The following is a 20,252-nucleotide window of genomic DNA, read 5'->3' as shown; positions in this document are numbered from 1 at the left end:
CCATGTCGACGCGGGGGTACGGCGGCAGCACGGTGGTCAGCGGAGGCACCGGCGAACTGGTGGTCATGTGGGTCGGGTTTCCGCTGCTCGGTGCCGGTCTGGGCATCGCGCTCACCGCCGCGTCGGGCTGGCTGGCCGACCTGCCCTGGGTGCCGTGGCAGCGCTGGTTCGAGCTGCTGGCCCGGCTGCCGGCCGAGCGGGCGTACCCGGGCGGGGCGGGGGTCACGGCGCTGGCCGGGCTGGTTTTCGCATACCTCGGCGTACGGGAGCGGTTGACCGTGACGGTGGGCCGCGGCGAGGTGCGGCTGCACCGCGACGGCCACGGCCGGGACATCGCCCGGGCCGCGGTGGCGGGCGTCTTCCTCGACGGCAAGGCGCTGGTGCTGCTCGACGCCGACGGCGGGGAACTGGCACGGGAGAGGTCGGACCTGGACCACGGGAAGCTGCGTAGCGCGTTCACCGGCCAGGGCTGGCCGTGGCGGGAGCGGGACCCGCACGAGGCGGCGTACCGGCGGTGGGTGGAGGGGCTGCCGGGGCTGCCGGTGGGGGCGGAGGCAGTGCTGCGGGCGCGGCAGCGGGCGCTCGACAGCGGCCGGGGCGGGGAGGCCCGGGAGTTGCGCGGCGAGCTGGCGCGGCTCGGGGTGGTGGTCCGCGACGAGCAGAAGCGGCAGCACTGGCGGCTGGTCCCGCGCCACGCGGGCGGGGACGGCGAGGGGCGGGGCGACGCGCGGTGATCCTTGTCGCCGGGCAGGTGCAGCGCGGGCGCCGGCCGCCCGTTACCGTTCCCGGTCGGGGAGGTGCCGTGTACGTCGTATCGGTGATCAACTACAAGGGCGGGGTCGGCAAGACCACGATGACCGCCAATCTCGGGGCCGAGCTGGCCAACCGGGGGATGAAGGTGCTGCTGATCGACCTCGATCCGCAGGCCAGCCTGACGTTCAGCTTCTACGAGCCGGACGACTGGCGGGACCGGCTGCGCGACGGCCGAACCGTCAAACGCTGGTACGACGGCCTGCGCGGGGACGACCCGGCGCCGGCCCTCGGCGAGCTGGTGGTCACCCCCGGCCCGGCCAACGCCCACCTCAAGGGCACGGGGCGGCTCGACCTGATCGCGTCCCACCTGCAACTCGTCGACATCGACCTGGCGCTGGCCCGCGGGGTCGCCGACGGCGACGAGTACGACGCCGAGCTGTTCCGGGTCCGCGGCTCGCTCGACCAGGGCCTGCACGACCCGGCGCTGGACCCGTACGACCTGGTGCTCATCGACTGCCCGCCGAACTTCAACGTGGTCACCCAGTCGGCGATCATCGCCAGCGACCACCTGCTCATCCCGGCCAGGGCCGACTATCTGTCCACCCTGGGCATCGACTACCTGCACGGCAACGTGCGGGAGCTGGTCGACAGGTACAACGCGGACTCCCGCCGGTTCGCCAAGATCCGCCGCCACCACAAGGTGGCCCCGGGCATCGCGGGCGTGGTGTTCACGATGATCCAGCTGATGGCGCAGCGGCCGATCGCCGCGCACCAGGGGTACATGGATCAGGTCCGCGCGCTGGGCGTACCGGTGTTCGCGACCGCGCTGCGGGAGAACGTGACGCTCTTCGCCACGAACACCCCGCGCGGGGTGCCGGTGGTGCTGCGGGACCGGGTCACCGCGCCGGCCGTACGCGAGGAGCTGCGGCAGATCACCACCGAGTTCCTGGCCAACCTTCAGCCCGTGGGGGCGAGCGCATGACCGACCCGACCCGTACGGTGCTGGCCCGGGTGGCCGAGTTCCTGGCCGGTCTCTCGGCCACGGACGTGGCCGCCCTGGCCGAGGGACGCGCCCGGCTGGCCCTGCTGCCGACTTCCGACTCGCCCGTCACGACGGGCGGCACGCCGACCGCCGCCGCACCGGTCCCCCGCACCGGCTCGTCCGCGCCGCAAGCGATGGATGTCGAGCGGGCCCACGCCGCGCTCGCCGCCATGTCGCGGCGCGACGACGGTACGGCGTACCTGAAGTCCTGGACGACCCGGGACCTGCGCGCCCTCGCCGCCCGGGCCGGCCTGCGCGGGGTGGCCGGGCTGCGGAAGGCGGAGCTGGTCGAACGGATCGTCGACCGCACCATCGGCTTCCGCCTCGACTCCACCGCCATCCGCCAGCGCTGACGCGCGTCGCCCCGGCGCGCCTGGCATCGCGTGCCGCGAGTCATGTCCCGCTCCCGGCCGGCGGAAGCGACGACGCGCCTCCGTGCGGTCGCCACGGCCAGCCGGACAGCGCCGCGCGCCATAGGCTGGGCACCAGCGACGTTGAGGCGAGGAGGCCCAGATGATCCGCTACGCCGCCCTGCTGCGGGGCGTCAACGTCGGCACCACCCGGATCTCGATGGCGGACCTGCGTCGCCTGGTCACCGGCCTCGGGCACGAGGACGTGCAGACCTACCTGCAGAGCGGCAACGTGGTCTTCACCAGCCCGCCGACGAGGGCGGAGATCCTGGCCGAGGGCGTCGAACGGGTGATCACGGCCGAGCTGGGGCTGACCGTGCCGGTGCTGGTCCGCAGCGGCGCCGAACTGGCGGCCGTGGCCGACGGCAACCCGTACGCCGGCCGGCAGGAGGATCCGACCCGGCTGCTGGTGGCGTTCCTGTCCGCCGCGCCGGGGAAGGCGAAGGTGGCGGCGCTGACCGTCCCCGGCGGCGAGAACCTGGAGTACGCGGTGGTCGGGCGGGAGATCTTCCTGCACTTCCCCGACGGCGGGTACGGCCGGACGAAGTTCACCAACGCGTACCTGGAGAAGAAGCTCGGCGTGGTGGCCACCACCCGTAACTGGAAGTCGGTGTGCGCCCTGCGGGACCTGACGGCGGGCTGATCCGGACCGCCGTACGGCTGGCCTAAGGGTCGTACGTGGTGATCTCGACGCACGGGTACTGGCAGTTGCTCGTACTCTCCGGCGTGGGTTGCGTGAACCGTGGTGTGTCGCGGTAGGGGTTGCAGCCATTGCGGTCGCAGTCGCGGTGCGTGGTCTCGGGTCCGGCCGCGGGATAGGTCGGGCTGGGCGTCGGGCTGGCGGGCGGACTGGCCGGCGGGGTGCTGGCGGACGGTTGGTCCTTCGCCGGAGCCTTGGTCGGGGACGGCTTGGGCTTGGTGGTGGGCGGCGGATTCGACGGCAGCGGCGGGCCGGCCTCCTCGGTCTCGACCACCAGCCCGGTCGGGGTGGGCTCGGGAACCGGGCGGTCGTCCCGGTCGCGGATCAGCCTGGCCACGAATGCCACGGCGACCAGGGCGAGCAGGAGCACCAGTACGCCCGACAGGACACGGGCCGCCCAGCCGGTGCGGTACATGATCGGCGGCACCAGCCACCGCAGTCCCTCGGGGCGGGGGACCTCGTCGGCCGGGTCGTGGCGGTGGATCCCCCGCCAGCGCCACTGCCGCTGTTGCGCCGTCGCCGAGGCCAGCGCGCTCGGGTCGGGTTCGGTGGCGGATCGTAGCCCCGTTTCCCAGGCGTCGTCGGTGCGAGCGATGACCGGTCGCGGGCTGTCCGCGTCGGGCACGGGGCGGGCGGCGGGTGCCGGTGGGGTGGCCGCCTGCGGGGCGATCGGCGGGCCGGGCTCGGGAGCCGCCGGCGGTGGGTTGTCCGGCTGCCCGGCCACACCGTCACCAACCCTCGCCGGCGACGCGGCCGACCCCCGATCCGGTACGGCCGCTGGGGGCGCTGCCGGGTCGGGCGGTTGACCGCCCTCGGCCCTCGCGACCGCGCCCGGCTCGGGGGCTGCCTGCCGCGGCACTGTCTGCTGCGGCGGCGTACCGGTGTTGTCCGGACCGGGCAGGGTGGCGGCGACCGCGATACGGCGACGTGCCGTCAGCCAGCCCTCGACCGTGGTGTCATCGCCACCACAGGCGCGGACGAACGTGGCGAGCAGATCCTCACGCGGCAGCGTGGTGCGGCTCAGCACGGCGGCGATCGTGCTGTGCGGCAGCACGGCACCTGTATTGGCCGCCCGGCGCTGCAACTGCCGGTAGGTCAGGCCCGTCCATTCCTTGAGCACGCGCATCGCGGTGACCAACTCGGCCGGTGTGCCGGCGCTTGGTGGCCGCATCGGGTTCGCCGGAATCGCGGTGTCCGGCCCGGCCGGTGTGCCGTCACTCTCGTTCGGGGCGGCTGCCGCCTGGTCCAGCCTCAGCACCTCGGTCTCATCCTCCTGACGGCCGTACGAGGATCTCGCTCCTGACCGGTCTCCTGGTCGCGGCCGTGCCGGCTCGGAGCAGCGGTGTCGTCGAGCCGTCTATGTCCAAACAGGATGGTCGAAGGGCGCTGCGCCTCAAGATACCCGAGCGTCGCGCGTGCCGGGTGCCCGCCGATCTGTGGATGCCTGTTGGTCGGGGCGCCGCGTGAAAAGACATTCGGGGCTCGACGTCGACATTTGTTCGGTAATCGACGACAAGGGCGGTAATCGGGAATGCGGGGCCCATAACTCGTCTATGGCCACGGTCGTCGGCGCATATTCTTTCGAGACCCGGACCGGATGGCCCGCGACCGACGCACGGGTCGCGGGCCATTTACGGTCAGAAGTGGTATGCCATGTGGTACTCGGGCACCAGCACCCGGCCGCGGTGATCGCGCCGGCGGCCGGACCGTGGCCGGTGTTGTTCGAGACCGACCACGCCCCCGACCGTTGACCGGCCGGGGGCGTGGCCGCGACGGGTCAGCGCGGGGCGGGGACGACCGCCGGGGCCTGCTCCAGCACCGCCGCCGGGAGCTGCGGCCCGGCGGGCAGCGCCACCGGCTCCTTGGCCCGGGTGACCAGGTCGACCACGGTACGGCTGAGCCGCTGCGAGGACTCCGACATGGACTGGTTGGCGGTGACGATGGCGGTGACCACCTCGGCCCGCTTCTGCTGGCCGTAGCGGACGGCCTCCTCCAGGCCCCTGGCCTGCGCGTCGATCGAGTCGGCGACCTCGATGATGGTCTCCGGGCGGATGGTGGGGGTCTGGATCACCTTGGCGATCTGCGGCACCGCCGTCTTCGACGCCGTCGCGTACGCCGACAGCACGTCGTTGGCGCCGTCCGCGACCGCCTGCTGCATGTCGGCGGCCTGGTTGGCCTGCAACAGCAGCGCCCACTGGGCGATGGTGAGCTTCATCGTCGGGATGGTGAGGTTCATCAGCAGGGCGAGGCGCTGGCCGAGGCCGTAGTTGAGGGTACGGATGTTGCGGACCTGCGGCGAGGTGGACCAGGCGACGAAGAGGCGCTGCTGGAACTCGTTGATCCGCACCTCCAGGGCCTGCACGAACTCGGTGACCAGGGAGAGCCGTTCCTGCTGGTCCCGTTCGTCGGGCGCGCCGGGCGTGACGGTGATGGACCGGGCGTCCGCCAGGGCCACGTCGCGGATCAGCTCCATCACCGCGACGGCGCCGACGAGTTGCCCGATCGCCGCCTCGTTGGCCTTGTACAGCTCGTCGCAGAGCACCACGTTGCGGCGCAGCTCCATCTGCTTGTCGCTGAGCTGCCCGGCGACCCGGTCGAGCTGCTGCTCGACGCTGCGGGCCTCCTCGAAGAGCATCTCCAGCAGGTCCCGGCCCTTGCGGAACAGACCCCGGATGGCGTCGGAGAACTTGTTGAAGGTCTCCCGGACCTTGGGGTCGCTGGGGTCGTACTTGCGGCGGAAGCTGCGCATCCGGTCGTTGATCTCGTGCATGATGCTGGTCAGCTCCGGGATGTCGACCCGGCCGACCTCCCGGAAGATCCGGCTGACCTGCGCGTTGACCTGGTCCAGCGCCTGGTTGCCGAAGTTCGCCAGCGCGTCGGTGTTGGCCAGCATCGTCGGGTAGAGCTGGCGCGCGGCCTGCGCGGCCTGCTCCCGCTGCGCGGTGGTGAGCAGCGCCGCGCAGGAGAAGGTCTTCGGCTCGGCGGTGGCCAGCGCGGTGCTGATGGCCGAGTCGGCGGCGCCGGCAGGCGGATCGGCCGGGCCGCCGACGATGCTGCCGAAGTCGATCTGAAGTCCCTCGCTCATCGGATGGGTCCCTTTCACTTGCAGGTGGTGGCGTCCTTCATGCAGCTGAGCAGCGCGAGCGTCACGTCGGCGGCGGGCGCGGGTGCGGCCCGCACCTGATCGGCGAGCGGAATGTCCGGGAAGTCGCCGACGTCGTTCGCGCCGACCCGCACGGCCGATCGGAACCCGTACCGCTGCCAGGCGATGGTCTGGATCTTCGGGTCCTTCAGCGCGTCGATGAGCCGGCCGGCGGCCGGGTCCAGGGCGAGCACCGGGTGGTCGCTGTAGATGGTCGGATCGGGGTAGAGCACCCGGACGTTCTTCAGCAGGTTGGCGCTGTTGTCGCCGCTCTGCACCACCTGCTGGATGATCTGGTTCTCGTATCCGGCGTACAGCGGGGCCTTGAACTCGCCACCCTGGGTGAGCCACTCCCGGAACCCGGAGTCGGAGCTGCGCGACTGCAGGCCCTGCGCGTCGTGCAGCGCACGCATGGTGGGCAACGCCTGGCGGGCCTGGGCGAGGCTCGGGGCGGAGAACCCGTCGGCGGTGGCGATGATGTTGAGTTCGAGCTGGGCCAGGGTGAATCCGCTGTTGGACTTGGCGGGATCGGTGCTGGCCACGGTGATCGGGCCGCGCAGGTCGGCGGCGCCGAGCGCCTCCCAGGTGCCGCGCTTGATGACGTGGTTCAGCAGCAGGCCCTTCATGTCGACGACGAAGTAGCGGTCGCCGCGGCGCTGCACGATGCCCTTGCGTACGAGCGCGTCGGTGCCGCGCGGGCCGGCGTAGATGACCTCGGGCGACTGGAGCAGGTTCTCCGCCCGGTAGTCCGGGAAGGCCCCGGCGTGCTGGGCCTCGAAGACGCTCTGGGCGCTGGCGCTGGACGGCCAGAGGCAGTCCAGCTTGCGTGCCTTGATCTCGTCGGTGCTCAGCTGCACCTGGTCGTACGAGCCCAGGGGCTGGAAGGCGACCTCCAGCCGGTAGTTCTCGCGCAGGATCCGCTTGACCTCGTCGTCGGCCATCAGCTCGGACTTCTCCGAGCCGCCCACGCAGGTGACGATGGTGGGGGCGGCGGCGGTGGCCGGAGTGTCCGAGTAGCGGCGCCACAGCACCGCCGCGGCGACGCAGACGACGATCACCATGACCAGCCCGATCAGGAACCGGGTACTGGGCAGTCTCAACGTGACTCCTTCATCGGCCCAGTTCGGGCATGGTCGGTGGGGCGACGGTGTCCAGGTTGGCCGTGTACTGCGCGATGTCGCCCTGGTTGACCAGCCGGACGCTTTCCAGGGCGAAGTCGGCGAACCGCCGGAACGCCTGCTCGCCGTCGCGGCGCAGGCGTTCCGGGTCGTGGTAGAGCACCGGCTGGCGCTGGATGTCCAGGTACTGCCGCACCGCGCCGTCGAGGCTGCGCAGGTGCCCGCCCATCCGGGCCGCGGTGGAGTAGAGGCTGTCCGGTGAGCGGTCGCCGACCCGGTCGAACAGTTCCGGGACGTACCGGCAGGCGTCCTCCAGGGCGCGGCGGGCCTCCGGCTGGCGGACGTCGCGGGTGAGCCGCTCGATGCCACGCAGCACCCGCAGCGCCTCGTCGACCCGGTCGCGGGCCTCGTCGGCGTAGTCGTCCTGGCGGGCGCGGACGGCGGTGCGGTCGTCGAGCATCAGGTAGAGCCCGAGCCCGGTGGCGGCGGCGAGCAGCGGCGACCAGAGCAGGCTGCCGGTGAGCGCGAAGACCAGCGCGAACCCGCCGACGGCGGCGGCCAGCGCGAGCGGTGCGGCCAGGCGGTGCCTCACTTGTACCCCGCCGCCTGCCGCAGGGCCGCCACCAGGTCGTCCTGCCGGACGAAGGTCCCGTTGGTGGCCTCGGCCACCTCCTTGAGCTGGGTCGGGTCGGCGTCCCGGCCGAAGGCGATCGCGACCACCGGTACGCCGGCCGACCGCAGCGCGGCGACGGCGGGTTCGCGCCGCCGGGTGTCGGACTGCCCGTCGGTCATCAGCACGACCAGCCGCTTGCGGTCGTCGGGCTGGGGCCGGGCGAGTTCGTTGGCCGCGCGGAGCAGGCAGGCGTACATGTCGGTGCCGCCGTCGGGGCGGTAGCCGGTGACCTTGCGGGCCAGGTCGCGCAGCGCGGCCGCGTCGTTGCCCTGGACCGTCCAGGGGCTGCCGCCGGTGATGTCGCCGTTGAAGATGCTGACCGTGGTGCTGTCCTGCGGGTGGGTCTGCAGGAAGTTCAGGGCCGCCTGGTCGGGTTCGAAGATCTGGCCGGCGGCGGCCTGGACGCCGGTCCAGCCGTCGTTGTCGCCCATCGAGCCGCTGCCGTCGAGGCAGTAGTGGACGGCGACCGGCCGGCGGTAGCGGGTCTGGTAGCGGTCCAGGGCCGCCTGGATGACCGACGCGGCCGGGAACTGGATGGCCTGCTCGTTGATGGTGGCCTGGATGCCCCAGGCCGGGTTGAAGACGTTCGCGTCGGGCTTGTCGAGGGTGAGCCCGACGCCGCTGGCCGGTCGGCGGCCCAGCTTGAGCAGGGCGGCCTGCGCGTCCGCGTCCTTGAGCAGGTGGTTCTGCAGCTCGGTGAAGATCTGGTGGGCGCTGTCGTTGCCGGCCTGCGGCAGGAAGCCCAGCGGGGCGTCGCTGACCGCCAGGGACCCCCGGGGGTAGGCCACCAGCAGCGGTTCCTTGCCGGCCTTGACCAGCTCGGCGTTGTGCTCGATGACCAGGTCCTCGTAGGTGAACATGGCCCGGCACTGGTCGGGGTGGGCCAGACAGTCGGTCATCAGGGTGCCGGTGGAGGGCGGGGTCTGGTCCATCGCCTTGACGAAGCGGCTGACGCCCTGCTCGACGGCGGGCGAGTCGAGCTGTTGCTGGGTCAACGGCGTGCCGGGGCCGTTGCCGGCGAAATAGTTGAGGAAGCCGAACAACACGGTGGCGCCGGAGTTGGACTGGGTGGGGTTGGTGATCCACACCTTCGTCCGGCCGGACTCGACGGCGCGCAGGATGTCGGCGATCGGGACGTCGGAGCGGCCGGCGAAGCCGAGCTTGTCCATCTCGGAGCGCCAGGCGGCGAAGACCACGGGGGTGAGGAACATGGGCTGGACGTCCCGCAGCGTGCTGGCCCGGTCGCCGAGCTGGAGGAAGACGCTGGAGGCGAACCAGTACGCGTCGTAGTCGGGGCTGCCGGCGGCGAGCAGCCGGGCCTGGTCCACCGAGCCCTTGAAGGTGACCTCGCAGCGGTAGTGCCGGCTGGCGCACCAGGGCTTGACGATCGTTTCGACGACGCTCTGCTGCTCGCTGCCGGCGACCACCCGCAGGGTGCCGCTGGTCGGCGCGCCGGTCCGCTCGCTTGTCGGCTCGCTCGTCGTGCAGCCGGTGAGCAGCATCGCTGCTGCCACGATCAGCGCCGGGAGTCTTCTGGCCCGCACCTGTACCTCGTTCCTGTCCTGTCGAGGACCGCATCCGGATCGAGGTCTTGGTAGCAGGGGTGAACCAACGAGACGGCCAACCTTGGGTGAACTTCAGGTGTCATGATCGAGTTGTCGCGGATCACCCGTCGGTACGGTGAGGAAGCGGTCGGATCGGGTAGGAGGATCCGGTGGCAGCAGGTCCGGGCGCGACCGCGTGGAAGCGTTCCCGGGCTCCGACGACGGGAGATGAGGCTTGATGGCCGTGAACACCGTTCCCAACATCGCCCTCAACGACGGCAACATGATCCCGCAGCTCGGCTTCGGTGTGTTCCAGATCGAGCCGAACAACACCGCCCAGGCGGTCGGCAGGGCCCTCGATGCCGGCTACCGGCACATCGACACCGCCGAGATGTACGGCAACGAGGCCGAGGTGGGGCAGGCGATCCGGGCGGCCGGGCTCGACCGCGGCGAGGTCTTCGTCACCAGCAAGCTGAACAACGGCTTCCACCGCCCCGACGACGCCCGCCGGGCGTTCGAGGCGACGTTGCAGGCGCTGAAGTTCGACTACCTCGACCTGTTCCTGATCCACTGGCCGCTGCCCACCCGCTACGACGGCGACTTCGTCTCCACGTGGAAGGTGCTGGAGGAGTTCCAGCGCGACGGCCGGGCGAAGTCGATCGGCGTGTCGAACTTCCAGGTGCCGCATCTGCAACGGCTGGCCGCCGAGGCGGAGTTGACGCCGGCGGTGAACCAGGTGGAGGCGCACCCGTACTTCGGCAACGAGGAGGTGCGCGCGTACGGCTCGACGCACAACATCCTCACCCAGGCGTGGTCGCCGATCGCGCAGGGCAAGGTGCTCGACGACCCGACGATCGTCGACATCGCCGAGGAGGTCGGCCACACCCCGGCGCAGGTCGTGCTGCGCTGGCACGTGCAGCGCGGCGACATCGTCTTCCCGAAGTCGACCACTCCGAAGCGGATCGGGGAGAACTTCCAGATCTTCGACTTCGCGCTGGACGACGCCACGATGGACCGGATCCGCGGCCTGGACCGGGGCGAGGCCGGCCGGCAGGGCCCGAACCCGGACACCTTCGACTACGTACCGGACTGACCTGGCGGAGCGGGCCCCGACACTTCTTACGAGACTGCTACGGCATCCTGGTGGGGGTGGCCCGGGGCCGCCGGGGCAGGTTGGGTCAAGGGATCTCTGTCCCTTCCCGAACGGGGTTCCCGGATGCGACCGTCCTCTCTGCTCCGACCAGTGGGCGCCGCCGCGGTGGCGGTGGCGCTGCTCACCCTCACCCCCATCGCCGCCGGCGCCGCACCCGGCGGCCAGCCCGGCAAGCCCGGCCCGCGCCCGACCGCGAGTCCCACGAGCGGCACCGGCACACCCGTGGTGTCGTGGGGCACGGTGAGCCCGGCGACGATCAGCGCCGGGCAGCTCGCCACCCAGACCATCACCCTCTCCGGTCCGGCGCCGGCCGGCGGTGTCTGGGTCTCGCTCTACGCCGACGTGGTCTACGACACCTTCGTGGGCAGCCAGGTGTACGTGCCGCAGGGGCGCAACAGCGTCACCTTCCCGATCCGGCTCTCCGCGAGCGTGGCACAGACGCAGGTCAGGACCCTCTACGCCCAAGCGCCGGGGCAGGGGCTGGTCCCGGCTGGGATCGTCACCGTCGTCCCGGCCGACCCGTCGGTGCAGGGTGTCAAGGACCTGCGGTTCGACCGGCGCGTCGTGATCGAGGGGCAAGCCGTGACCGGGACGGTGGAGCTGACTGCCCCGGCGCTGGCCGGTGGCCTCAACGTCGACCTCTCGCCCAACAGCGCGTACGGCGGGGTGCGGGTGTCGGTGCCGCAGCTGGTCGTGGTGCCCGAGGGTGCCACCAAGGTCAGCTTCACGGTGCCGGTGTACGGCGACGGCGTACCGAACGAGGGGAACCCGAGCGCGTCCCTGGGCGCTACCTGGGACAGCGCGCCGGTCGCGGCCGTGCCGCCCGCCTTCGCCGTCGGGCCGGGGTTCGTCCGGGTCGGCAGCACGGTCACCGGCGTGGTGGGTATCGGTAACGCCCCGAACCCGGACGGCACGAGGGTGGCGCTCTCGGTCGACCTGGCCGGGGTGAGCGTGCCCGGAACCGTCGACATCCCGGCGGGCAGCCCGGGCGCGGTCTTCCCGATCGTCGGGGCGGCCAACCTGTCCCCCGCCGCGATCGGCACCCTCACGGCGAGCGGGAACGGGCAGACCGTCTCCCGTTCCTTCGTCACCGGCTACTGACCGACGCGCGTGCGCTCGCCGACCCGGCGGAAGGCCGCCTGGGTCGGCGAGCCCGGCTCGGGGACGTAGACGATCAGCCGCTGGTCGGTCTCCGGTACGTGCAGCACCCGGCACTCGAACTCCAACGGGCCCAGCTCGGGGTGGTCGACCCGTTTGACGGTGGGGCGACGCTCCCCCACCTCGTGCCCGGCCCACAGCTCGGCGAACCACGGTGACGTCCCGAGCAGCTCGGTGACCAGCGCGGAGATCGCCGGGTCGGCCGGGTAGCGGCCGTACGCGGCCCGCAGGTCGGCCACCGTGGTACGGGCGAAACGCAGCATCTCGGCGTCGTCCCGGTACGACTGCGGGACCTTCCGCCCGAACATCGAGCGGATCATGTTGCGTTGCTCGGCGGGCACCGCCGACAGGTCCCCGACGAACCAGGTGGCCAGCCGGTTCCACGCCAGCATCTCGTACGCGGCGTCGACCAGGTAGGCGGGCGTCTCCGTCATCGCGTCCAGCAGGTGCCGCAGCCCCGGCGGCACCTGCCGGCTCGGCCCGGTCGGTTCCGGCGGGCTCTCCCCGGCGATCCGGAACAGGTACGCCCGCTCGTCGCGGCCGAGCAGCAGCGCCCGGGCCAGCGCGGCCAGCACCTGCCGGGACGGGTGCGGGCCCCGGCCCTGTTCCAGCCGGATGTAGTAGTCGATGGACATGCCGGCGAGCTGGGCGACCTCCTGCCGACGCAGGCCCGGCGTGCGGCGGCGTACCCCCTCGGGGAGGCCGACCTCGGCGGGGCGCAACCGGGCGCGGCGGGTGCGCAGGAAGTCCGCCAGCTCGTCGCGGCGCAGCGTCGTCATACCCTCCAGCCTGCCGCAACCCCAGCCACCCAGGGTGGTACCGCCGGTACCAGCCTCGGCGGGCCCCTCCCGCCGGCCCGGTCGCGGCGGCAGCCTCGGTGCCATGACGACGACAATCGCCCTGGTCACCGGGGCCAACAGGGGAATCGGGCTGGCCACGGCCCGGCAGTTCGGGGCGCGCGGGTGGACCGTGCTGGTCGCCGCGCGGGACGCCGCCCGGGGGCGGGAGGCGGAACGCGTGCTGCGGGCCGAGGGCGCGGACGCCCGGTTCGTGCCGCTGGACGTCACCGACGAGGCGTCGGTCGCCGCCGCGGCCGAGCTGGTCGAGCGGGAGTACGGCCAGCTGGACGTGCTGGTCAACAACGCGGGCATCGTCCGGGCCGACGGTTCGGCGTCGCCCAGCGAGACCACCCTCGCCACGCTGCGCGAGGTGTACGAGACGAACGTCTTCGGCGTGGTCGCGGTGACCAACGCCTTCCTGCCGCTGCTGCGCAAGGCTCCGGCCGCGCGGATCGTGAACGTCTCCAGCGAGGTCGGCTCGATCGCGGCAATGGCCGACCCGCAGGGTGCCCTGTCCGAGCTGACGTCGGTGCCGTACCCGTCGTCGAAGGCGGCGCTGAACATGGTCACCGCGATGTACGCCAAGGAGCTGCGGGACACCGCGATCAAGGTGAACGCGGCCAATCCCGGCTACTGCGCCACCGACTTCAACCACCACTCCGGCTTCCGTACGGCGGAGGAGGGCGCGGAGGTGAGCGTGCACCTGGCGACGCTGCCGGCGGACGGGCCGAGCGGGCTGTTGTGGGGCTACCAGATGGACGCCGGCGGCGGATACGGAACGCTTCCGTGGTGAGGGGTTGACTTCCAGCGCACTCGAAGGCCGAAGGTGGTCGGCGACGGCGCCCATCCCACGGGGAGGACCCATGCGATACCGCACGATCGGCATCGACCCGGCGACCCGCCGCGAGGTCAGCGTGCTCAGCCTCGGCGCGATGCTCTTCGGCACCGCCACCGACGAGGCCACCTCGTACGCCATCCTCGACCGCTACGTCGAGGCCGGCGGCACCTTCATCGACACCTCGGACAACTATGCGTTCTGGCAGAACGGGGGCCAGGGCGGGGAGAGTGAGGAACTGCTCGGCCGCTGGCGGCGCAGCCGGGGCATCGGCGCGGAGGTGGTCATCGCCACCAAGCTCGGCGCGCGGCCCCTCGCCCCGGGGACCAGCTACGTGGACAACCCGGAGGGCCTGTCGGCGAAGGTGATCCGCGAGGCGGCCGAGCGCAGCCGGGAGCGGCTCGGCGTGGACCGGCTGGACCTGCTCTACGCACACATCGAGGACCGGACCGTGCCGCTGCGGGAGACCGTGGAGGGGTTCGCGGAGCTGGTCGGCGAGGGGACCGTGGGGCTGCTGGGCGCGAGCAACCACCGCGCCTGGCGGGTGGAGCGGGCCCGGGGCATCGCCGCCGCGGCCGGGCTGCCCGGGTACGAGGTGCTCCAGTACCACCGCAGCTACCTGCCGAGCCGGGTGGACCTGCCGATCGAGCTGGACCCGGACGGCGACGTCGGCTGGGTCGGCCCGGACCTGGCCAGCTACCTGCGGGCCGAGCCGCAGCTCGCGCTGGTCGCGTACTCGCCGCTGCTGAAGGGCGCGTACGCCCGGCCCGACCGGCTGGGCGTCGAGTACGACCTGCCGAGCACTCCGGCCCGGCTGGCCGCGCTGCGGGCGGTGGCGGCGGAGACCGGCGCGACGGTCAACCAGGTGGTGCTGGCCTGGCTGATGGGCGGGGACATCCCGGCGATCGCCCTGGTCGGCGCGTCCTCGGTGGCGCAGCTCGACGAGAGCCTGGCGGCGGTCGACCTGGCGCTGACCGCGGAGCAGCGGGCCCGGCTGGACGCGGCTCGATGACGGTGTCCCTGGTCGGGTGGGCCGGTGCCCGCCCGACCAGGGACCGGTCGAGCCACAGGGGGCGGCGATCCGCCGTTCGGCTGAACCGGTCCGGCCGTCCGCGCGGACCGGCCACCCGCACCGGTACGCCGGCGCCCGCCGTCGGTGCAGGGGGCGGTGGCCGTCCCGTCGGTGAGTCGGGCGAGCCGGGTCTGACTGACCGGATAGTCAGCCGACAAGATCCGTTCGCTTTGCCATGGCTGCGCTGGTCAGGGTCGCCGAATACTGGTAGGTGACCTGGGGGCCGATGGCTGTCGGCGTACCGGGACGGCGCAGGCACGGAACAGGAACGGACACCTCGCATCCCATGAGCACCGACCGACCTGACCGGGTCATGCCCGCGTACCGGGGTCGGCACCGGCGGCGCGGGCGCGACGGCGACCGGCGCGACGCGGGACGCTCGACGCGGACGAACGCGGCTGCCGCCCGGGGCAGCGCCAGGCTGCCCGGGGAACTCTACGTGCTGGTGCCAGCACACAACGAGGCCGAGGGAATCAGCGAGTCGGTCACCGCCCTGCTGCGGCAGACCTACCAGCCCGACCTGGTGGTGGTCGTCGCCGACAATTGCCGGGACGCGACGGCCAGCCTCGCCGCACGGGCCGGCGCACGCGTCTTCACCACCCGCGGGAACCAGCACAAGAAGGCGGGTGCGCTGAACCAGGCGCTCGCGCGGCTGCTACCGGAACTCACGGCTGACGACTACGTGATGGTGGTGGACGCCGATTCGGTCCTGGACCCGGACTTCCTCAATCACGCGGTGGCGAAGCTGAGTGCCGACCGGCGGCTGGGTGCCGTCGGGGGTGTGTTCCGAGGCAGCAGCGGCAGCGGTTTCGTCGGTCACCTGCAACGCAACGAGTACATGCGGTACGCCCGGGACGTCGCACGGCTGAACGGGAAGTGCCTGGTGGTCACCGGCACGGCGGCGGTGTTCAGGGCCGGCACGCTGATGGAGGTGTCGGCGGCGAGACTCAGCGGCCAGCTTCCCGCAGGCGACGGAGTCGGCGGCGTCTACGACACCACGGTGCTGACCGAGGACAACGAGATGACCTTCGCCCTGCGTCATCTCGGCTACACGGTGCTCTCGCCCAAGGAATGCTCCCTGGTCACCGAGGTGATGACCACGTGGGGCGATCTCTGGAGGCAGCGCCTCCGCTGGAAGCGCGGCGCCGTGGAGAACTGCCTGCAGTACGGGCTCACGCGGGTGACATGGCCGTACTGGGGCAGGCAGTTGGTAACGCTGCTCGGCGTACTCACCACGTTCGCGTACCTCGGATCTCTTGTGTACAGCGTGGCCGTACTCGGGGGGATCCACATCCAGCCGTTCTGGATGGCGGTTACCGGCATCTTCGTTGTTGAACGGGTGGTGACCATTCGCTATCGCGGCTGGAAGTACATGCTCGCTTCGGCGACGATGTACGAGTTGGTCCTCGACATCTTCCTTCAATTTGTCCATGCGAAGGCATACGCGGATTCTGTTTTTCGCCGAGAAAGGAACTGGTAACAAAATGTACAACAATGTGACCGCCCCTGCGGCTGCCGGTGCGGCTACCTCCGGCAGCCTGGCCCTCACCGGGGCCAGCACCCTCTGGATCGTCCTCGCGGGGTTCGCGATGGTGGCTGCCGGGTCGGCTCTGATGCGCATCGTCCCGAAGGTTCGCCGGTCTCGGTAAGAGACCGGAGGACCGTCGTTCTCCAGGCTGGCCCCGGCGGCGGCGCGACGACCCGCCGCCGGGGCCGGCCGCCCCTGAGCCGCCGAGCCCTGTCACATCCCGGCCCCGCCGGTGAGGTCGATCCGCCAGTCGTTGGCGCGCTCCTCCTCATCTCTACGCGTTACGGCGGGTTGACCGCTTCCCGCGGGACTAGCGGCCGGCGCAGCGGGTACGCCGGGCGCATGGGTAGTCACAAGCCGAACAAGCACGACCCCGGCGGCGAATCGGCACGTGCGGGGCGGAATCCCGGCAGCGGTGCCCGGGGTCGGCAGGGCTCGGAGGTCGAACGCTCGCCGGAGCGGCGGCACCTGCGGGCCGCGACCGGGACCTCGGGTTCCGAACGCGACCACGGCCGGGCCAAGGTCGAGCGCGGCGAGCGGATCCAACGCCAGGGAACGCGCTGAGCGCGTCGCGGCTGATCCAAAACGCCAGTAGACGGGTGAGGTGATCGAGGTGCCGAAATTTCTGTTGGAGTCGACCTACACCACCGACGGAGTCAAAGGGCTGGTCGCCGACGGTGGTACCAAGCGGGCCGAGATTGCTCGGAAGGCGATCGAGGGCAGCGGCGGGCGGATCGAATCCCTGTACTTCTCGTTCGGCAAGTACGACACCTACGTGGTGTGTGACCTGCCGGACCACAAGGCCGCGGCGGCGCTGGTCATCGCCATCCGGGCGGCGGGCGGGGTGGACACCCGGATCGTCCCGGTGCTGACGCCCGAGGAGGTCGACGAGGCGACCCGGACGAAGCCGCCATACCAGGCCCCCGGCGGTTGATCCGGGAGATCGATCGCGGCGACCGACCCGCCATCCGGGATGGCCACGCTCGGCCCACTCATGGACAGCCGACGATCCACTACGGTGGTTCGGACGGCTGACCGAGTGGGGAGCGTGAGCCTGGGTGTTGCGCATCGGCGTGCTCGGTCCCGTGCGCGTGACGCTCGGGCAGCGGCCCGTCCGGCTCGGCCCGAAACTGGTGGAACTGCTGGCGATCCTGCTGGTCGAGGCGGGCTCGGCGGTGCCGGCGTCCCGGGTGGTCGAGCTGCTGTGGGGCACCACGCCACCGCCCGGCGCGCGGGCCACGCTCCGTAGCCACGTGTCCCACCTGCGCCGTGCGCTGGGCGACGCGGACGGGCCGGTCGTGGTGACGGTCGGCTCGGGCGCCAGTGCGGCGTACCGGCTCGACGTGCCGGCGGACTCGGTCGACCACCGCCGGTTCGAGCGCTGGTGCGCGGAGGGCCGCCGGCTGCTCGACACGGGCGAGCCGGATCTGACCGAACGCGCCGCCGCGCTGCTCGATCGCGCGCTGGCGTTGTGGCGTGGCCCGGCCTTCGCCGACGTGGCGGACCGCTCGTTCGTGCTGCCGGAGGTCGCCCGGCTCGACGCGACACGCCGGACCGCGCGGCGCGGGTACGCGGAGGCGCTCAGCGCGCTCGGCCGGCACGCCGAGGCGATCGCGCAACTCTCCGGCGCGCTGGTCGACGACCCGTACGACGAGGCCGTGCGGCGGCTGCTCGCCCTGGCGCTCTATGCCGAGCAGCGGGTGGACGAGGCGGCCGAGGTCTGCCGCGAGGGCCTGGTGCTGCTGCAGGAGCGTGGACTCGACGCGCCGGAGCTGCACGAGCTTCAGCGGGACATCCTGCACCGGCGGCTGCCGCCGCGACCGCCGCCGGCCGACCGTGGCAAGCCGCTGCGGCCCTGCCTGCTGCCGCCCGACCCGCCGCAGTTCGTGGGCCGCGCCGACGACCTCGCCCAGGGTCGGAAGCTGCTGCGTTCCGCGCCGGACGGCTCCCCCGTGGTGCTCGTCGGTGGACCGGCCGGCGTCGGCAAGACCCTCTTCGCGGTACGGCTGGCGCACACGGTCCTGGACGACTTTCCGGACGGGCAGTTGTTCGTCACCATGCGCGGGTTCGATCCGACCGGGACGCCGGTCACGGCCGGTGAGGCACTGCGCGGCTTCCTCGACGCGCTCGGTGTGCCGCCCGATCGGGTGCCGGCCACGATCGAGGCGCAGGCCGGGCTCTACCGCAGCCTGCTGGCCGACCGGCGGGTGCTGGTGGTGCTGGACAATGTCCGCGACGCCGAGCAGGTCCGTCCGCTGCTGCCCGGCGCGGCCGGCTGCGCGGCGGTGGTCGTCAGCCGCAACCAGCTCTCCAATCTGGTGGTCGCCGAGGGTGCCCGGCCGCTGCGCCTGGCGCCGCTGCCCACGCACGAGTGCCGGGAGCTGATGGCCCGCCGGTTGGGTGCCACGCGGCTGGCCGGGGAGCCGGCGGCGGTGGAGGCGATCATCGACGCGTGCGGGCGGCTGCCGCTGGCGTTGGCGATCGTGGCCGCCCGGGCCGCCGCCCACCCTGAGTTCACGCTCGCGGCGCTCGCCGCGGAGCTGCCGCCAGGCGGTGGACTCGACGCGTTCACCGGTGGCGACACCACCACCGACGTACGGGCCGTCTTCTCCTGGTCGTACCACGGTCTCACCCGGGGCGCGGCCCGGCTGTTCCGGCTGCTGGCCGCGCACCCCGGCCCGGACTTCGCGGTTGCCGCCGTGGCCAGCCTCGCCGGTCAGGCCGCCGACGAGGTACGGCCGGCGCTGCGGGAGTTGGCGGCGGCGCACCTGGTGGTGGAGCATGTTCCGGGCCGGCTGCTGCTGCACGACCTGCTCCGGATGTACGCCGCCGAGTTGGGCCGCGACGACCCCGAGTTGCCGGCGGCGCGGCAGCGGGCGGTGGAGCACTACCTGGCCGCCGCGCTCGCCGCCGACCGGTTGCTCTGGCCGCACCGCGACCCGCTGGAGGTGCCGCCGGTCGCCGCCGGGGTGGCCGTCGAGGGGTTCGCGGACCAGCCCGCGGCGCTCGCGTGGTTCGACGCGGAGCACGCGGCGCTGCTCGCCGGGCTGGAGCAGGCGGCGCGCCACGGGCTCGACCGGTACGTGTGGCCGCTGGCGTGGGCGTCCACCAACTTCTTCGCCCGGCGCGGCCACTGGTCGGACTGGGTACGGGCCGGGCAGGCCGGGGTGGCCGCCGCGCGGCGGCAGGGTGACCGGGCCGCCGAGGCGGAGGCGCATCGGACCGTGGGTGGCGCCTACGTCCGGTTGCACCGGTTCGACGCCGCGCGGGAGCACTACCGGCAGGCGCTGGAGTTGTTCGCGGGGCTCGACGATCTGGTCGGGCAGGGGTTCACCCACCGCAGCCTGGGCTGGCTGTACGAGCAGCGGGGCGACATCGGCGAGGCGTTGCGCCAGGACCGGCGGGCGCTGGAGCTGTTCCAGCGCGCCGGCCACGAGCGGGGGGTGGCGAGCACGCTCAACTCGGTGGGTTGGTGCCACGCGCTGCTCGGCGAGCACGAACAGGCGATCGTGCACTGCCGGCGGTCGTTGACCCTGCTGGAGCGCGTCGGCGACCCGGTCGGCATGGCCGGCGCGTGGGACAGCCTCGGGTACGCCTACCGGCACCTCGACATCGAGCAGGCGATCGCCTGCTACCGGGAGGCGCTCGCGCTCTATGAGCGGCTCGGCGACCGCCCCAACGAGGCGATCACCCTCCGCTATCTGGGTGAGACCCAGCACGCGTCCGGTGACCGTGCTGCCGCCCGGCGATCCTGGCGGCGATCGTTGGACATCCTCACCGAGATCGAGCATCCGGATGCCGCGCGGGTCCGCGCGCTGCTCACCGAGGAGTTGTGAGGGCCGTCCGTGAGGTGCCGCACCCCCCCGTCCCCAGGTGCGGCACCGTCGGGTGGACGAGGTCGTCGGGAGTGTTCAGTCGGTGGCCTCCTTGTCGACCTCGTCGGATGTCGCCGCGACGCCCGCCCGCGTGCCCGCGCCGGCGTCGAACCGCTGCTGGAACGGCCCGCTGAGCAGTTGGTCGCGCCGCGCCCGGACGCTGTCGTCGTGCTGGTGCAGCGGCCGGTAGGCGAGGTTGTGGCCGCCCGTGGCGAGGGTCGACCGGGTGCCCTGGCGCACGGTGGTGACGTTGAACATCCGTCCTTCCCCAGCCGGGATTGAGAGCGACTGACGCCAACTGTGCCGGCAGGCTGTGGAAGCGCTGTGGAAGGCGGCCCGGCGGCGGCCGTGGGGCGTCCGGTTCCGGTCAGCGCGAATCATCGAGGTGACGCAGGGGTCCGAATGCTATC

Annotated in this window: 18 protein-coding genes; 11 read left to right on the top strand and 7 right to left on the bottom strand. The window is 72.4% G+C overall.

The window, feature by feature from the left end:
• The first annotated feature begins 2 nt into the window (after nt 1-2).
• The 4 genes from GA0070621_RS28915 to GA0070621_RS28900 all read left to right on the top strand — a co-directional run bounded on the left by GA0070621_RS28915 (nt 3) and on the right by GA0070621_RS28900 (nt 2,848).
• Nucleotides 3-734 carry a YqeB family protein gene (locus GA0070621_RS28915; protein WP_091201662.1) on the top strand — a complete coding sequence of 244 codons (732 nt, stop codon included), beginning with the start codon at nt 3-5 and terminating at the stop codon, nt 732-734.
• 68 nt (nt 735-802) lie between these two features.
• On the top strand, nt 803-1,735 hold the full coding sequence (locus GA0070621_RS28910) for a ParA family protein (protein WP_091201661.1): 933 nt from the start codon (nt 803-805) through the stop codon (nt 1,733-1,735).
• Complete coding sequence (locus GA0070621_RS28905) at nt 1,732-2,148, top strand: Rho termination factor N-terminal domain-containing protein (RefSeq protein WP_091201659.1); 417 nt, start codon at nt 1,732-1,734, stop codon at nt 2,146-2,148. Before GA0070621_RS28910 ends, GA0070621_RS28905 begins: the two co-directional genes overlap by 4 nt.
• 160 nt (nt 2,149-2,308) lie before the next feature.
• Entirely contained in the window at nt 2,309-2,848 is a 540-nt protein-coding gene (locus GA0070621_RS28900) for a DUF1697 domain-containing protein (protein ID WP_091201657.1), read from the top strand.
• Nucleotides 2,849-2,870: 22 nt separating this feature from the next.
• On the opposite strand, the gene GA0070621_RS28895 is transcribed toward GA0070621_RS28900, so the two are convergent.
• The 5 genes from GA0070621_RS28895 to GA0070621_RS28880 all read right to left on the bottom strand — a co-directional run bounded on the left by GA0070621_RS28895 (nt 2,871) and on the right by GA0070621_RS28880 (nt 9,382).
• Entirely contained in the window at nt 2,871-4,163 is a 1,293-nt protein-coding gene (locus GA0070621_RS28895) for a hypothetical protein (RefSeq protein ID WP_091201655.1), read from the bottom strand.
• Nucleotides 4,164-4,682: 519 nt separating this feature from the next.
• Entirely contained in the window at nt 4,683-5,990 is a 1,308-nt protein-coding gene (locus GA0070621_RS28890) for a toxic anion resistance protein (RefSeq protein ID WP_091201653.1), read from the bottom strand.
• A gap of 14 nt (nt 5,991-6,004) precedes the next feature.
• A complete protein-coding gene (locus tag GA0070621_RS28885) occupies nt 6,005-7,147 on the bottom strand; it encodes a hypothetical protein (protein WP_231920978.1) in 1,143 nt (380 codons plus the stop codon).
• A 10-nt stretch (nt 7,148-7,157) separates the two neighbouring features.
• On the bottom strand, nt 7,158-7,757 hold the full coding sequence (locus tag GA0070621_RS31050) for a hypothetical protein (protein ID WP_167667568.1): 600 nt from the start codon (nt 7,755-7,757) through the stop codon (nt 7,158-7,160).
• Nucleotides 7,754-9,382 (bottom strand): vWA domain-containing protein, encoded by a 1,629-nt coding sequence (locus GA0070621_RS28880; protein WP_167667567.1) that lies wholly within the window; start codon nt 9,380-9,382, stop codon nt 7,754-7,756. Before GA0070621_RS28880 ends, GA0070621_RS31050 begins: the two co-directional genes overlap by 4 nt.
• 238 nt (nt 9,383-9,620) lie before the next feature.
• Here GA0070621_RS28880 and GA0070621_RS28875 point away from each other — a divergent pair, with 238 nt between their 5' ends.
• On the top strand, nt 9,621-10,475 hold the full coding sequence (locus tag GA0070621_RS28875) for an aldo/keto reductase (protein ID WP_091201647.1): 855 nt from the start codon (nt 9,621-9,623) through the stop codon (nt 10,473-10,475).
• A gap of 123 nt (nt 10,476-10,598) precedes the next feature.
• Nucleotides 10,599-11,636 carry a hypothetical protein gene (locus GA0070621_RS28870; protein ID WP_157740091.1) on the top strand — a complete coding sequence of 346 codons (1,038 nt, stop codon included), beginning with the start codon at nt 10,599-10,601 and terminating at the stop codon, nt 11,634-11,636.
• On the opposite strand, the gene GA0070621_RS28865 is transcribed toward GA0070621_RS28870, so the two are convergent.
• The gene (locus GA0070621_RS28865) at nt 11,630-12,472 is read right to left on the bottom strand and encodes a helix-turn-helix transcriptional regulator (RefSeq protein ID WP_091201643.1); all 843 of its coding nucleotides are present in this window, start codon (nt 12,470-12,472) and stop codon (nt 11,630-11,632) included. The genes GA0070621_RS28870 and GA0070621_RS28865 overlap by 7 nt on opposite strands.
• Nucleotides 12,473-12,575: 103 nt before the next feature.
• Between GA0070621_RS28865 and GA0070621_RS28860 the strand changes: the two genes are divergently transcribed.
• The 5 genes from GA0070621_RS28860 (at nt 12,576) to GA0070621_RS28835 (ending at nt 19,803) form a co-directional block, all read left to right on the top strand.
• Nucleotides 12,576-13,325, top strand: coding sequence for an SDR family oxidoreductase (locus tag GA0070621_RS28860; RefSeq protein ID WP_091201641.1), 750 nt, complete (start codon nt 12,576-12,578; stop codon nt 13,323-13,325).
• Between the two features lie 70 nt (nt 13,326-13,395).
• Entirely contained in the window at nt 13,396-14,379 is a 984-nt protein-coding gene (locus tag GA0070621_RS28855) for an aldo/keto reductase (protein ID WP_091201639.1), read from the top strand.
• Between the two features lie 373 nt (nt 14,380-14,752).
• Nucleotides 14,753-15,919: a glycosyltransferase family 2 protein gene (locus tag GA0070621_RS28850; protein ID WP_091202973.1), complete on the top strand. Its 1,167-nt coding sequence runs from the start codon at nt 14,753-14,755 to the stop codon at nt 15,917-15,919.
• Between the two features lie 661 nt (nt 15,920-16,580).
• A complete protein-coding gene (locus tag GA0070621_RS28840) occupies nt 16,581-16,901 on the top strand; it encodes a GYD domain-containing protein (protein WP_091202970.1) in 321 nt (106 codons plus the stop codon).
• 124 nt (nt 16,902-17,025) lie between these two features.
• Nucleotides 17,026-19,803: an AfsR/SARP family transcriptional regulator gene (locus GA0070621_RS28835; RefSeq protein ID WP_091201635.1), complete on the top strand. Its 2,778-nt coding sequence runs from the start codon at nt 17,026-17,028 to the stop codon at nt 19,801-19,803.
• A 75-nt stretch (nt 19,804-19,878) separates the two neighbouring features.
• Here the strand turns inward: GA0070621_RS28835 and GA0070621_RS28830 are convergent, their stop codons facing one another.
• Nucleotides 19,879-20,100: a hypothetical protein gene (locus tag GA0070621_RS28830; protein WP_091201633.1), complete on the bottom strand. Its 222-nt coding sequence runs from the start codon at nt 20,098-20,100 to the stop codon at nt 19,879-19,881.
• Nucleotides 20,101-20,252 lie beyond the last annotated feature (152 nt).

The sequence above is a fragment of the Micromonospora narathiwatensis genome (assembly GCF_900089605.1).
In the GTDB taxonomy this organism is placed as follows: domain Bacteria; phylum Actinomycetota; class Actinomycetes; order Mycobacteriales; family Micromonosporaceae; genus Micromonospora; species Micromonospora narathiwatensis.
The sequence above is the reverse complement of the archived record's forward strand: the minus strand, read 5'-3'. Positions and strand labels throughout refer to the sequence as shown.

Coding starts and splice junctions, on each gene's coding strand:
- GA0070621_RS28870 (WP_157740091.1), top strand. CDS start 10,599: ATGCGACCGTCCTCTCTGCTCCGACCAGTGGGCGCCGCCGCGGTGGCG.
- GA0070621_RS28860 (WP_091201641.1), top strand. CDS start 12,576: ATGACGACGACAATCGCCCTGGTCACCGGGGCCAACAGGGGAATCGGG.
- GA0070621_RS28830 (WP_091201633.1), bottom strand. CDS start 20,100: ATGTTCAACGTCACCACCGTGCGCCAGGGCACCCGGTCGACCCTCGCC.
- GA0070621_RS28915 (WP_091201662.1), top strand. CDS start 3: ATGTCGACGCGGGGGTACGGCGGCAGCACGGTGGTCAGCGGAGGCACC.
- GA0070621_RS28875 (WP_091201647.1), top strand. CDS start 9,621: ATGGCCGTGAACACCGTTCCCAACATCGCCCTCAACGACGGCAACATG.
- GA0070621_RS28855 (WP_091201639.1), top strand. CDS start 13,396: ATGCGATACCGCACGATCGGCATCGACCCGGCGACCCGCCGCGAGGTC.
- GA0070621_RS28900 (WP_091201657.1), top strand. CDS start 2,309: ATGATCCGCTACGCCGCCCTGCTGCGGGGCGTCAACGTCGGCACCACC.
- GA0070621_RS28890 (WP_091201653.1), bottom strand. CDS start 5,990: ATGAGCGAGGGACTTCAGATCGACTTCGGCAGCATCGTCGGCGGCCCG.
- GA0070621_RS28905 (WP_091201659.1), top strand. CDS start 1,732: ATGACCGACCCGACCCGTACGGTGCTGGCCCGGGTGGCCGAGTTCCTG.
- GA0070621_RS28850 (WP_091202973.1), top strand. CDS start 14,753: ATGCCCGCGTACCGGGGTCGGCACCGGCGGCGCGGGCGCGACGGCGAC.
- GA0070621_RS28865 (WP_091201643.1), bottom strand. CDS start 12,472: ATGACGACGCTGCGCCGCGACGAGCTGGCGGACTTCCTGCGCACCCGC.